General features: G+C 71.6%; 14 protein-coding genes. 5 read left to right on the top strand and 9 right to left on the bottom strand.

All coding sequences use genetic code 11. From position 1 onward, the window contains the following. Window positions 1-5 precede the first annotated feature (5 nt). Window positions 6-938, top strand: a complete 933-nt coding sequence (locus tag ABT158_RS41495; RefSeq protein WP_352363255.1) for a hypothetical protein — start codon at window positions 6-8, stop codon at window positions 936-938. On the opposite strand, the gene serS is transcribed toward ABT158_RS41495, so the two are convergent. The 4 genes from serS to ABT158_RS41515 form a co-directional block, all read right to left on the bottom strand. Next, window positions 902-2164 carry a serine--tRNA ligase gene (gene serS / locus ABT158_RS41500; protein WP_352363257.1) on the bottom strand — a complete coding sequence of 421 codons (1263 nt, stop codon included), beginning with the start codon at window positions 2162-2164 and terminating at the stop codon, window positions 902-904. The two genes, ABT158_RS41495 and serS, sit on opposite strands and share 37 nt — an antisense overlap. A gap of 73 nt (window positions 2165-2237) precedes the next feature. Beyond that, on the bottom strand, window positions 2238-3158 hold the full coding sequence (gene pheA, locus ABT158_RS41505; protein WP_352363259.1) for a prephenate dehydratase: 921 nt from the start codon (window positions 3156-3158) through the stop codon (window positions 2238-2240). A gap of 73 nt (window positions 3159-3231) precedes the next feature. After that, window positions 3232-3654 (bottom strand): DUF4446 family protein, encoded by a 423-nt coding sequence (locus ABT158_RS41510; protein WP_352363261.1) that lies wholly within the window; start codon window positions 3652-3654, stop codon window positions 3232-3234. Between the two features lie 22 nt (window positions 3655-3676). Continuing rightward, window positions 3677-4867 (bottom strand): glycosyltransferase 87 family protein, encoded by a 1191-nt coding sequence (locus tag ABT158_RS41515; protein WP_352363263.1) that lies wholly within the window; start codon window positions 4865-4867, stop codon window positions 3677-3679. A gap of 57 nt (window positions 4868-4924) precedes the next feature. Here ABT158_RS41515 and ABT158_RS41520 point away from each other — a divergent pair, with 57 nt between their 5' ends. Beyond that, the gene (locus tag ABT158_RS41520) at window positions 4925-7498 is read left to right on the top strand and encodes a hypothetical protein (RefSeq protein ID WP_352363265.1); all 2574 of its coding nucleotides are present in this window, start codon (window positions 4925-4927) and stop codon (window positions 7496-7498) included. Here the strand turns inward: ABT158_RS41520 and mptB are convergent. The 3 genes from mptB to ABT158_RS41535 all read right to left on the bottom strand — a co-directional run bounded on the left by mptB (window position 7383) and on the right by ABT158_RS41535 (window position 10197). Next, entirely contained in the window at window positions 7383-8807 is a 1425-nt protein-coding gene (mptB, locus tag ABT158_RS41525) for a polyprenol phosphomannose-dependent alpha 1,6 mannosyltransferase MptB (protein ID WP_352363403.1), read from the bottom strand. The two genes, ABT158_RS41520 and mptB, sit on opposite strands and share 116 nt — an antisense overlap. Before the next feature lie 314 nt (window positions 8808-9121). Next, window positions 9122-9853, bottom strand: a complete 732-nt coding sequence (locus ABT158_RS41530) for a glycosyltransferase family 2 protein (RefSeq protein WP_352363267.1) — start codon at window positions 9851-9853, stop codon at window positions 9122-9124. Next, window positions 9850-10197, bottom strand: coding sequence for an STAS domain-containing protein (locus ABT158_RS41535; RefSeq protein ID WP_352318253.1), 348 nt, complete (start codon window positions 10195-10197; stop codon window positions 9850-9852). The genes ABT158_RS41530 and ABT158_RS41535 overlap by 4 nt, the downstream gene beginning before the upstream one ends. Before the next feature lie 160 nt (window positions 10198-10357). Here ABT158_RS41535 and ABT158_RS41540 point away from each other — a divergent pair, with 160 nt between their 5' ends. Further along, window positions 10358-10783 carry a hypothetical protein gene (locus ABT158_RS41540; RefSeq protein WP_352363269.1) on the top strand — a complete coding sequence of 142 codons (426 nt, stop codon included), beginning with the start codon at window positions 10358-10360 and terminating at the stop codon, window positions 10781-10783. Between the two features lie 83 nt (window positions 10784-10866). Here the strand turns inward: ABT158_RS41540 and ABT158_RS41545 are convergent, their stop codons facing one another. Beyond that, complete coding sequence (locus tag ABT158_RS41545) at window positions 10867-12018, bottom strand: sensor histidine kinase (RefSeq protein ID WP_352363271.1); 1152 nt, start codon at window positions 12016-12018, stop codon at window positions 10867-10869. Then, window positions 12015-12713, bottom strand: coding sequence for a response regulator transcription factor (locus ABT158_RS41550; protein ID WP_352363273.1), 699 nt, complete (start codon window positions 12711-12713; stop codon window positions 12015-12017). Before ABT158_RS41550 ends, ABT158_RS41545 begins: the two co-directional genes overlap by 4 nt. A gap of 106 nt (window positions 12714-12819) precedes the next feature. Here ABT158_RS41550 and ABT158_RS41555 point away from each other — a divergent pair, with 106 nt between their 5' ends. Further along, a complete protein-coding gene (locus tag ABT158_RS41555; protein WP_352363275.1) occupies window positions 12820-12993 on the top strand; it encodes a hypothetical protein in 174 nt (57 codons plus the stop codon). Next, complete coding sequence (locus tag ABT158_RS41560) at window positions 12990-13190, top strand: DUF6412 domain-containing protein (protein ID WP_352318263.1); 201 nt, start codon at window positions 12990-12992, stop codon at window positions 13188-13190. Before ABT158_RS41555 ends, ABT158_RS41560 begins: the two co-directional genes overlap by 4 nt. Window positions 13191-13256 lie beyond the last annotated feature (66 nt).

Here is a 13256-nt window from a genome sequence, read left to right on the forward strand (position 1 = left end):
TGTCCGTGGACGTGACCGGATCGGGCAAGATCGTCGTCGGGACGACCGGCGCGGAACAGAGCTCCCGCCTCTCCGACGACGGCGGCACGACCTGGACCGACGGAACCGCCCCCGCCTCACCCCGGACGTCGATCAGCGCCCAGTGCGTGCCCGGCCAGGCGACCCGCTGCTACCGCGTCCGCCAGAACCACCTCGGCGTGGACCAGTCGGACGACGGCGGCCGGACCTGGCGACCCTCCTGGGAACCGTCCCCCGACGCCCGCCTCCGGCTGAACAGGAAGTACGGCGCGGACGAGAGCATGCTCATGTCCTACGACCTGGCGGTCCAGGCAAGGCCCGGAGGACACGTCGTGGTCGTCGCCAACGGCGTGGACGGCATCCTGGTCAGGGACGTCTCAGGTGCCTGGCATCGCCTCGGCTGGTCCTACACGCTCGACGACGTGCAGGCCGACGAGGTGGACCTCAGCCCCGAGCGGAACGTCGCGCTCTTCCTGGCCGCGTGCATGCTGCTGGGCGGCGTCGGCGCCAGGATGCGCAGGTATCAGGGCGCGTTCGCGGCATCAGGGGCGATCGGGGCGCTGGCCATGTTCGTCGCGCTCGACAGCGGGAGCGGCGAGACGGGGTTCGTCAACCTCACCGCCGTGTTCAGCTGGGCGGTGGCGCTGGCGACCGGGCTGGCCTGCCTCGTGCTGGCCTGGGACGGAAAGCCGCAGCCGGTGAGCGCGCTGACCGGCGTGGTGGCCGCGCCGCTGGTCTACGCGGCCGTCTACCTGCCCTTCCATGGCTGGGCACGCGGCACGCCCGAGACCCACGGGACCGCCGTCACGCTCGCGGCCCTGCTGACCGGCCTGATCGTGGTCGCGGGCGTCGCCGTCATCGCGATCGACGCCCGCCGCCACTCCTACTTGGACGGCTCCAGCACGTCGAGCCCCACGTAGGGACGCAGCGCCTTGGGAACCACCACCGAGCCGTCGGCCTGCTGGTGGTTCTCCAGGATCGCCACGATCCACCGGGTGGTGGCCAGCGTGCCGTTGAGCGTGGCCAGATGCTGCGGCTTGCCGTCTTTGTCCCGATACCGGACGGCGAGCCTGCGCGACTGGAACTCGGTGCAGTTGGAGGTCGAGGTCAGCTCGCGGTAGCGGCCCTGGGTCGGGATCCACGCCTCGCAGTCGAACTTGCGCGCCGCCGACATGCCGAGATCGCCCGCCGCCGTGTCGATGATCCGGTACGGGACCTCGATCTTGGCCAGCATCTCCTTCTCCCAGGCCAGCAGCCGCTGGTGCTCCTCGTGCGCCTCCTCGGGACGGACGTAGGAGAACATCTCCACCTTGTCGAACTGGTGGACCCTGATGATGCCCCGGGTGTCCTTGCCGTACGAGCCGGCCTCGCGGCGGAAGCACGACGACCAGCCCGCGTAGCGCAGCGGCAGCTCGTCGCCGCTGACGATCTCGTTGGCGTGGTAGCCGGCCAGCGCCACCTCGGAGGTGCCGACGAGGTAGAGGTCGTCCTCCGGCAGGCGGTAGATCTCCTTGTCGTGGGCCACGTGGAAGCCGGTGCCCTGCATGGTCTCCGGCTTGACCAGCACCGGAGTGATCATCGGCGTGAAACCGGCCTCGATCGCCTGCTGCATCGCCATGTTGAGCAGGCCGAGCTGCAGGCGCGCGCCGACGCCCTTGAGGAAGAAGAACCGCGAGCCGGACACCTTGGCGCCGCGCTCCATGTCGATCGCGCCGAGCGCCTCGCCGAGCTCCAGGTGGTCCTTCGGCTCGAAGTCGAACTGGCGCGGCTCCCCGAACGTCTCCAGGACGACATAGTCGTCCTCGCCGCCGGGAGGGGCGCCTTCCTCGACGATGTTCGGCACCGCCTGCATGAGCTGGTCGAGCTCGGCGGCCAGCTTCTCCGCCTCGGCCTCGGCGGCCTTGACCTGGCTCGCGAGGTCTTTGGCCCGCTGGAGCAGCGCGGCCTTCTCCTCGCCCTGCGCCTTGGAGACCGACTTGCCCATGCTCTTTTGCTCAGCGCGCATCGACTCGTACGAGGTCAGCGCGGATCGGTGGCGCTCGTCGAGGTCGAGCAGCGTTGCGACGACGGAGTCGTCCTCACCGCGGGCACGCTGCGACGCCCGTAGCCGGTCGGGATCCTCACGAAGGGTACGCAGGTCAATCACAAGGGAAAGGCTACCGGCGCCCGCCCCCACCCCGCCCCCGGATTCCCCGGCAGCCCCGTGAAGGGCTCGGGGGTCAGAGCCGGCCGGATCTGATGCGGGCCAGCCAGTCGGCGGCCTCGGCGAACTGGGTGTCGGCCGTGCCTCTCTTGATCTGCGGCGCGACCCCGTCGGCGCGGGGGTAGCTGCCGAGGAAGCGCACCTCGCCGCAGATGCGGTGGAGCCCGGCGACGGCCTCGCCCACCCGCGCGTCGGCGATGTGCCCCTCGAAGTCGAAGTGGAAGAAATAGCGCCCGATGCCGTCGCCCGTCGGCCGGGACTCGATGCGGGTCAGGTTGACCCCGCGCACGGAGAACTCGGTCAGCATCTCCAGCAGCGCGCCCGGGTGGTCGTCGGCCAGGAAGACGACCAGCGTGGTGCGGTCGGAGCCGGTCGCCTCGGGCAGCGGCCCCGGACGGCTCACCTTGACGAACCTGGTCACCGTGTCGGACCGGTCGCCGATGTCGCCGGCCAGCGCGACCAGCCCGTAGTGCTCGCCGGCGATGCGCGCGGCGATGGCCGCGTCGTACGGCGAGCCGGGCAGCGAGACCTCCTGGGCCGCGGCCGCCGTGGAAGGCGCGGCGACCACCACGGCGTCGGGCAGCTCGCGGGCGATGAAGGCGCGGCACTGCGTGATGGCCGCGGGATGGGTGTAGACCCGCTTGATGTGCGCGATCTCGGTGTCGGGCCTGGCCAGCAGCGAGAACTGGACCGGGAGCAGCAGCTCGGCCGTGATCGTCAACGGCTCGCCCCAGGCGAACTCGTCGAGCGTCGTGGTGATCGCGCCCTCGATGGAGTTCTCCAGCGGCACGACGGCGCCGTCGGCGTCACCGGAACGGGCGGCGTTGAGCGCCGCGCTCACCGTGGCGCAGGGCAGGCGCTCGGCGGCGGGGTCAAGGAGCCTCAGGGCCTCTTCGGTGAAGGTCCCTTCCGGTCCGAGATAGGCGAGTCTGGGCATGCATCCAGAGTATCCGCAGGTGGTCGCAGCACGCCGCCCTTTCGCCGACCGCGTACGGCACCCGTACGGACACTCAGCGTGAACCCTTGAGGGCCCGCGGCGGGACCAGCGGGCCCAGCCCGAGCCGGGCCGCCCGCACCGCCTGCTCCTCCTCCGGCGACAGCGGCTGCTGCCCCTTCCCGCCCACCACCGGACGCACGTACGTGCGCGTCTCGCTGGTGCCGTTGATCGAGGTCAGCACGATGCCGTCACCCAGAGCGTTGATCATGGCCACCGAGAACGAGAGCCTGCCGCTCATCTCGGCGAGCGCGTCGTAGCGGCACACGGCCACGTCCCTGATCGCCTTGAGGTCGCCGGCGCCCTCGCTGGTCTGCCTGGCCACCCTGCGCAGACAGTCGTCGACGGCGGCCCTGGCCTGCCTGAGGCCCATGTAGCCGATGAACACGCCACTCACCCCGGCCACGAGGCCCACGACTACCCAAGCGGTAAGGAGCACGCCACAGAGGGTAATACTTCGGTCAAGCCAGTTGCCGCCGTTTGGGCAACCAGGACGCCAGCAGCCAGACCAGAACCAGCGCCCCGAGCCCGAACCCGTCCTGGACGATCTTCCCGAGCACCAGGCTCACCCCCGGGATCCCGGCGGCGATCAGCGAGACCCCCCACCAGGGCACGGGCACCACGTAGAACAGCCAGACCCCCGCGGCCACCCGCAGCCTGACCGGATCGCGCCCGTCGCCGACGATCGCCCCGAGCACCACGACCACCCAGGCCAGATGGTGGATCCAGGCGACCGGCGAGAGCAGCACCGCCATCAGCGAGGTCAGCGCCACCGCCGTCAGCTCGTCCTTCGCCAGGTACGCCGCCCGCGCCGCCCGGAACCCGTACCAGGCCACGGCCGCCACGATCACGGCCCAGATCACGAACGTCAGCGACTCCGGCATGTACAGCCGCAGCAACATGCCCCGGATCGACTGGTTCGTCGTGGCTTTGTTCGCCCCCAGCCGCTCCGGATCGAGCAGCGCCGAGAACCAGAAGGCGGACGCGTCCTGCGGGATCACCACGAACGGCAGCACCGTCAGCACGGCCGCCACGAACGCCGCCATGAAGAACGTCCGCCACTGCCTGGTGACCAGGAAGTAGATCAGGAAGACGCCGGGAGTCAGCTTGACGGCCGTGGCCAGCCCGACCAGGAACCCCCGGGGCAGCCAGGGCCGCCGCGCCAGGCAGTCCACCAGGCAAAGGGCGACCAGCAGGATGTCCACCTGCCCGAACCGCACCTGGTCGCGGATCGGCATCAGGTACGTGCAGGCCACCATGAGCAGCCCGAACACCCACGGCACGTAGGCCCGCAGCGCCTGGCGGAAGGCGAACCAGACGGTGACCGCCAGCGCCGCGAAGATGCCGGCCGTCCACACCCATTGGGCGGTGCCCCAGGACATCTCGGCCAGCGCCACGGCCAGCATCGCCGCGACGGGCGGATAGGTGAACGGCAGCAGCTGGGGCGCCGGGGTGAAGAAGTCGTACACCGGACGGCCGTCGAGCAGCATCTGGCCGCCGGTACGGTAGACGTCGAGGTCGACGAGCCGCTGGTCGTCCGGGTTGGTCAGCCACGTGTGCACGAGAGGCGCGGCCGCCGCCGCGACGACGAGCGCCACCACCACCCACGCCCACCACTGCCGCCGGATCACTCGCACCTCGCCTCTTGTCACGATGTGGCACGTTACCGTGGCTGTTGATCGAGGGCGCAGACACTGGGGGTTCCGTACATGCCTTACGCCACGCTCGGGGGCGAGCACCAAGCGCGTCGCGTACGCCCCGCGACCCCGAGCGCCCGTTCCAAGCCCCGGCGGCACCTCGCCAAGCCCCTGCGGCACCTCGCCAAGGCCCTGCGGCGCCACGGTGCAGCGGCGCCACGGGCGCGCCGCCATCTGATCACGGTGCTCCTCGGCCTCCTGCTCGCCGCCCTCCTCCTCCCCGGCACGGCCGCCCCCGCCGCCGCCGCCGCCCAGGGCAGCGTCGCGGCGGCCTCGGTCAACGGCGTCCCGGGGCAAGACGGGCCGGCGGGGCGGCGGGTCGTCGTGGTCGGCGTCCCCGGTCTTCAGTGGAGTGACTTCAGCGAGTCGGGCACGCCCACCCTGTGGAAGCTCGCCGCCCAGGGCAGCTCGGCGTCATTGTCCACCCGCGCCGTCCCGCCCAAGGACCGCGGCGTCACCTGCCCCATGGCGGGCTGGCTGACCGTCTCCGCCGGTCAGCGCGCCGGTACCCCCGGACAGGGCTGCCCCGCCGCGACGCCTCCTCAGCCCGCCGGGGACGGCGCCACCGTCCCGGGGTGGCGGGAGCTGGTGGCCTTCCAGTCCGACACCGGCTACGCGGCCCAGATCGGCACGCTCGGCCAGTTGGTGGCGGACGGCGGGGGCAAGGTGGCGGCGATCAGCCCTGGCGCCGCCCTCGCCGCTGCCGACAAGACCGGAAAAATCACCAGATACGCCCCCACCCTCGACGCCCTGAACGACCTGACCCCCTACAACCTGATCGTCTTCGAAGCCGCCGACCTCACCACCGCCTGGGCCCGCGGCCCCCTCGACGATCACGGAATCCCGGTCTCCCTCCCGGCCGCCGAACGTCAGGCCGCCGCAACCAAGGCAGACCAGCAGATCGCCGCCCTGATCGGCAAGGTGCCCGCGAACACCACCGTCCTGCTCGCCGGCATCTCCGACCTCAGCCCGGACGCCCACCTCCACGCGGCCATCGCCACGGGACCGTCCCCGAGCGGGCGGCCGTACCCGCAGGGGGGCTACCTCACCGCCTCCTCCACCCGCCAGGACGGCCTGGTCACCATCACCGACCTCACCGCCACCGCCATCCAGCTCCTGGGCCTGACCGCCCCCCGCGACGTGGTCGGCCGCGCCTGGCAGCCCGACGGCGAGGCCTCCGCGCCGGCCGCCGCCACGGTGACCCGACTGGCCGACGGCGACCTGGCCAGCAAGGTGCTCAAGGACGTACGCGGGCCCTTCTTCACGATCCTCGTCAGCGTTCAGCTGCTCTTCTACGCCCTGGCCGCCCTGGCGCTGCGGCGCCGCCGCTCCTCCCGCGTCCGGCAGGCCCGGCCCGCGTCCGACGCCGCCGGCTCGTCGGCCGCCGGCGACCGCACGCCCCCGGCGACCGCCGCCGTAACGGGCGCCGTAACGGGCGCCGTGCCGGGCGCCGTGCCGGACGCCCCCGAGGCGAACGGCCACCCCACCTCGGCTGCGGGCGGCGACCCGGCCGACGCCTCGAAGCTGCTGGCCGCCATCCAGGTGGTGGCGACCGTCAGCGGCGCGATCGCCGTCTCCACGTTCCTGGCCCAGCTCGTGCCGTGGTGGAGCCTGCCGATGCCGATGGTCTCGGTGATCGTGACGATCCTGGCCATCGCCGCCCTGATCACCGGCCTCGCGTTCGCCGGTCCGTGGCGTGCGCACGTGCTCGGCCCGCTCACCGTGGTCGCGGCCGTCACCTCGCTCGCCCTCCTCATCGACGTGATGACCGGCTCGTCCCTCCAGGTCAACGCCGTGACCGGCTACGAACCCGTCACCGGAGGACGTTTCTACGGCTTCAGCAACATCGCCTTCGCCGTCTACGCGACCGGCACGGTGCTCGGCCTGGCCGGGGTGGCGCATTGGCTGCTCGGCAGGGGCGTCTCCAGGACGGTGGTCGTGGCGCTGTGCGGCCTGTACGGCGCCTTCGCCGTCTTCGCGGACGGTTCCCCCTCGTGGGGCGCGGACTTCGGCGGTGTCCCGGCGTTCGTGATCGGGGTGGCGGTCTTCCTCATCCTGCTGTCCGGCAGGCGGGTGTCGGTGGTGAAGCTCCTGCTCGTGGGGGTGGGCGCGGTCGCGCTGATCGCCGCCATCTCGGTCTTCGACTGGATGCGCCCAGCCGACACGCGCACGCACCTCGGCGCGTTCGTGCAGCAGATCATCGACGGCCAGGCGTGGACCGTCGTCGGACGCAAGTTCGGGGCCATGATCGGCGTGACCGTGGGCAACTGGCCGCTGACCCTGCTCTCGCTGGTCGCGCTGGCGTTCCTGTTCCTGGTGCTGGCCCGCCCGTCGCGGTGGGGGGCCTCGGCGCTGGGTCAGGCGTACACGCTGGCCCCGCCGCTCAGGGCCGGCCTGTTCGGGACGCTCACCTGCGCCTTCATCGGCTTCCTGATGAACGACTCGGGCATCGCCATCCCGGCCATGGCGCTCACGGTGGCGGTGCCGCTGACGCTCGCGGCCTGCGTACGGGCCCTCCAGCTCGCCACGCCCACACCACCAGCGCAACGGTCAACGCCAGCAGCGCCCACGCGATCTGAGGCCTGAGGACGCCACTGAGCCACTCGACGCCCTGCGGCTGCCCGTCGACCCGGGCGGGCAGGTAGGCCAGGGACAGGACCAGCAGGTGGGCGACCATGAACCCGTCGACGGCCGAGGCGCCCACCAGGGCGAGCATGCCGAACGCCAGCCCGTCGTACCAGGGCAGGATGTACGGCGTGGCGAACAGGTAGGCCACGACGAGCGCCGCCGCCACGACCGGCGCCTCCAGCCCTCCTGAGGCCCCCTCGCGGAAGGCGGACCGCCGGGACGCCAGCCGGAGCAACGACCAGGCGACGAGCGCGAGCACCACCAGCGCGCCCACCTGGATCTCGCCCCGGTACGCGCGCCCCGTGCCCACCAGGGCCCAGAGCCACCCCTGCACCAGCTTCCAGAACGAGGCGTGCGAGATCGCCTTGCTGGTGGTCGTCACCGGCGTGATCGCCTCGGGCCCGACGACCGCGTAGCCGACGACCACCACGGCCAGCGCCCCGGCCGCCATGACGGCGAGCCGCCCCGGACGGCGGCGCAGCTCCCACGCGGGCCCCAGCGCCACCAGCCCCGCGTTGAGCTTCGTCGCCACCCCGAGGCCGAGCAGCACCCCCGACGCGACCGGACGTGCCCTGGCCAGCAGCGCCGCCACCATGCACGCGATGGCCAGGGTGTCGGCGTGCATGCCCGCGACCAGGTGGTAGAGCAGGAGCGGATTGACCGCCCACAACAGGGCGGCCCGCAGCCGCCGGGCGGGGTCGTCCCTGGTGAAGCGGTCGATCAGCAGAGCCGTGACGACGAAGGCGGCGGCGTTGAACAGCGCCAGCACGAAGATGGTCAACCGGAGCGAGTCGCCGCCGATCCAGCTCGCCAGCGCCTGCAGAGCGGTGGCGACGGGCCCGTAGACGCTGGGTTCCTCGCGCCACGGCCGCTCGACCGCGTCGGCGATGGGATCGCCCGGCAGGTCGACGGCGCCGTGCGTGTAGGGGTTGAGCCCCAGCGTGACCATCCGGCCGTACACGGCGTAGTTGAGATGGTCGCCGGAGCCCGAGGGAGGCAGGAACGCGAGCACCCCCGCGGCGAGACAACCGAGCAGCACCAGCGGCCGGGCACGCAGCCCGGGACGCGGCCCGGCGGCCAGCGCCGCCAGCAGCCCGGCCCCGCCGATGACCAGAGCCGCGGCGGCCAGGACGAGCACCGCATAAGGATCAGGACGGGCATCCAGCCAGTACGGCGGCTGCCACCCCGGCCCGCCCAGCGCGGGAACCATGGGAGAGGGCCCGAGCAACCCGATCGTGATCGTCAGGAGCACCGAGATCGCGATCATCACCAGCCCGGGAACCGCGAGCCGCGCGCGAACCGCGTCGGCGAGCCATCCCGGCCGAGGCGCCGCCGCCCGACCACCGGCCGCGGAGGCCCGGGCGAACACCGGCCGCCCACCCCACGCGACGACCCCGCCCCCGCCCGCCGGGAACCGGCGCCGGTCGGCGGCAGACCACGGAAGCCGCAGCGATGCCACCCGGAAGGGTGGGGCTTGTGCCTGTTTGCGGCGTCTCTCCGAAGTCACCCGCAAATTCCAGCACACTCGTCACGGCGCCAGCCCCAGATCATCCACGCCTGTGGATAACCCGGAGCACGAAATCACCGCTTGGGGAGGAGTTTGCCGAGATTTTCGACGACCACCGGCTCCCGGCTCGCCAGAGCCAGGGCGACGTCCCGCAGCTGCCGGGCGCGGTGCAACTGGGCCCGCCAGTCGTTGCCGGTGGCCCGGTGGGACATCTCCACCTCGACCTCGACGACCCTGAACCCCTTGCGCAGCAGGTCGATGGTGAGCGCCGTCTCCACGCCGAACCCGTGCGCCAGCGGCCGGGCGGCCTCGAAGGCGGCTCGGGTCAGGCAACGCTGGCCGTTGAGCGGCTGGGCGGCCTCGAAACCGGTGGCGCGGCGGATGCCGTCCTTGGACACGCGCACGACTAACCCATGGCCGCCGAGCTTCACCCGCGTGCCGAACAGCGCGATCGTCATGTCGGCCTTGCCCTCGCGCACGGGCTCCACCAGCGGCGCCGCGGCGCTCGCCGTGTCGCCCAGGTCGGCGTCGAGGAAGAGCAGGTGGCGAGGGGTACGGTCCTCGTCGAGAAGGCGTACGGCCTCCGCGCCCGTCTCCATGGCCGCGGCCTTGCCGCGGTTGCGGCTGTGGCGGACCACCCGCGCGCCCGCCGCCCGCGCCACCTTGCCGGTGCGGTCCGTCGAGCCGTCGTCGACGACCACGACGAGATCGACGCCCGGCAGGCCGGCCGCCGCCGCGACGGTGGCGCCGATGCGGTCGCCCTCGTTCACCGCGGGAATGACGACGGCCGTGTCAGCCTGCGTCATGATCCCTCGGTGATGAGGAACTCCTGCGGCAGCTCGTCATGCACGGTGAACACCGAGACGAGCCCCGTCACCTGCAGGATCTTGCGGACGGCCGGACGCGGCGCGGCCACCTCCAGCACACCTCCCCGCTCTTTCATGCGCTTGAGCGCCGAGAGCAGCACGTTCATCCCCGTGGAGTCGCAGAAATCCACGGCGGACATGTCGATGACCACCCGGCTGGGCTCGTCCTGCAGCAGCCGAGTGAACTCGGCCTGCAGGTGAGGCGCCGTATAGAGGTCGATTTCTCCGGTGATGGCAACGAGTGCGCACCCGGCATGTGATCGAGTCGAGACCTTGAGCTCCACATGGGCAGGCTAGCGGCGCGGAGGCTTCCGGTCACGTTGTCACGCCGAGAGGGGAACGACAGGTTTTTGTCCTCCGTTTGGGCTCCATCAAAACGGAGAGTACGCGAAGCTTGACAGCGTGACACCGGAACCGGCAACGCTTCATGGAGAAGGAGGGGCTGTGGCCCGCCCCATGGGCCTCATATCGATGAATGCAGAGAAACCTGAAGATCCACAGCGTCAGGGGCTCCGGGAACGTCTGGAGACCATCCTCATCCGCACAGAAAAGGCCACGTCATGGCATGACGAAGCAGCGCGCCTGCGCAGCCTGCTGAATCACGAGGGCTACGTCCCGATCCGCACCAGGCTGGCGAGCGAAGACCTCGACTTCCTGGCCGGCTCCCGCGCCGACCTGCTCAGGTTCGCCGAGCTCGGGCTGCGGCTGCTCGACCTGCACCAGCCGCGCGACGCGGGTGGCATCACGAGCGACACCGCCAACCCGATCCTGCGGTGCCGGAGCTGCATGTGGCGCTGGCCCTGCCCGACGTTCCGGGCGATGTCGGAGTCGTTTGGGCAACGCGACACCGCGCTCCCCGAACCCGCCTGACCCGGGCGCCCAGACCCGGGCGACCCACGATCGAGGAAGCGAGACCACAGCGGAAGATCGAGGCAGGACACCGTGCGGGAACGTCAACTTCCGGACATCAGGGGCAACCGGATCTCGAACCGGCATCCCGGTCCTTCGTTGACCACCCCGATCATCCCATCATGCGCCTCGACGATCCCCTGGGCGATCGCCAGCCCGAGCCCGGCGCCGCCGTCGGCGGTGGGCGTACGCGCGGCCTCCCCCCGGAACGCCACCTCGAACACCCGAGGCAGATCCTCCTCGGGAATCCCCCCGCAACCGTCGGCCACCGAGAGGCAGGCCATCCCCTGCTCGTCCACCTCCGCCCGCAGCACCACGGCCCGTTCCGACGGCGTGTGCCGGATGGCGTTGACGACCAGGTTCCGCAGGGCCCGGCCCAGCGCCGCCGCGTCGGCCTCCACGGGCACGGCCCCCGCCGCCTCCGCCGTGAGCACCACCCCCTTGGCCCTGGCCAGCGGCTCGACCCCGGCCAGCGTGTCCGCGACGAGGTCGGCGAGCCCGATCCTGGCCCGCGAGAGCCGCAACGCGCCCGCGTGGATGCGCGACAGCTCGAACAGGTCGTCCACCATGGCCGAGAGCCGTTCGACCTCCAGTTTGATCTGGCCGTGGTAGCGCGCGACCGTCTCGTGGTCGGCCACCACCCCGTCCTCCAGGGCCTCGGCCATGGCCCGCAGGCCGGCGAGCGGCGTGCGCAGGTCGTGGCTCACCCAGGCGACCAGTTCCCGGCGCGCGCCTTCGAGCGCGCGTTCCCGCGCGTACGCCTCCTCAAGGGTGCTCGCGATCTCCTGGAGCTCGGCCGGCAACCCCAGCGGCGCTCTGAACGGCACGTCGCGCACGGCCGCCACCAGTCGCCTGCTCTCCCCCACCACCCGCCTGGCCAGCACGAACGCGACCCCGAGCCCCACCAGGCCGCCCACCGCGACCACGCTGAGCACGAAGTCCTTGACCGCCCCCTCGATGATCATCTTCATGGTGATGGCGACCACGCCCGCCAGCGTCGCCGCCACGGCGACCACCACCACGACGGCCAGCATCACCCCGATCGACCTGGTCCGAAGCCGTCCCATGGCCCATACGCCGGCGGCGGCGACCAGCAGCCCCAGCCCCGCCGAGACGGCCACGACCATGGGCAGCTCGCTCACCGACACCATGGCCTGAGGGCACGTCCCGCCCAGGCAGGGTTCGGGGGGCGTCACCCCGCGCTCTCCATCGGCTCGTACCGGTAGCCGACACCCCAGACCGTGACGATCCGCCGCGGCTCGGTCGGGTCCGCCTCGACCTTCTCCCGCAGCCGCCGCACGTGCACGGTCACGGTCGAGGAGTCGCCGAACGACCACCCCCACACCTGGTCGAGCAGCGCCGACCGGCTGAACGCCTGCCGCGGGTTGCGCATGAGGTAGGCCAGCAGGTCGAACTCCCTGGCCGTCAGCATCACCTGCGCGCCGCCGAGCCGCACCTCGTGGGCGCCGACGTCCACGACGAGCTCGCCGTCGCGCAGCACGCCGGTGCCGGCCGTGCCGGACGCCCCCCGCGCCCGGCGCAGCACCGACTGCACGCGCAAGGCCAGCTCCCGGGGGCTGAACGGCTTCGTCACGTAGTCGTCGGCCCCGGTCTCCAGGCCCACCACCCGGTCGATCTCCTCGCCGAGCGCGGTCAGCATGATCACCGGGACCGGCCACCGCTCCCTGAGCTTCCTGCACACCTGGAGCCCGTCGATCCTGGGCAGCATCAGGTCGAGCACCATGAGGTCGGGCGGGTCGGCCAGGGCCCTGCGCAGCGCCTCCGCGCCGTCGCCCACGCACTCCACCTCGTGCCCGTCGCGCTCCAGATAGCGCGCCACGACCTCGGACACGGTCGGATCGTCGTCGACCACCAGGATGCGGGTGTTCACCGTCTCACCGTACGGCTGAGCCGCACGTGGCGGACATGGTGGCGGACATGGACGTCACAGGTTCGTAAGCCTCGCGGATCATGCTCGGAGGACGTACGGTGGCCTCATGAGTAGAGTCGTGATGCTCGTTTTAGGGACCCTTCTCGGTCTCTTCGTGCTGTTCAACTTCCTCCTGCCGCTGCTGGCAGGTCTGTTCAAGCTCGTCCTGATCGTCGGGGTCGTCGCCCTGATTGTCTTCATCGCGGTCACCGTCGTCGGTAAGTCCCGTTCGTCGCAGTGACGTCGCTTCTGTTCGATCCGTGGCTGGTGGGGATCACCATGATGGCGATCCTCCTGCTGGCCACGTGGGCGGCCACGTTGCCGCCCGTCCTCGGCGGTGAGTCTCCCGGCTTCCCGCTGACCTACGCGCGCCGCACGGCCTTCCAGCGGCTGCGCGATCCCGACGCGGCCGGACGCCCGCGTCCACGAGCGCCTTAGGCGAGCCCCGCTTCCGTCAAAGCGGGGCTCATCGTCATGTGTGAGCCCTGATCCGTCGTCATGTCT

The sequence above is a fragment of the Nonomuraea sp. NPDC001636 genome (assembly GCF_040298265.1).
Classification (GTDB): Bacteria; Actinomycetota; Actinomycetes; order Streptosporangiales; family Streptosporangiaceae; genus Nonomuraea.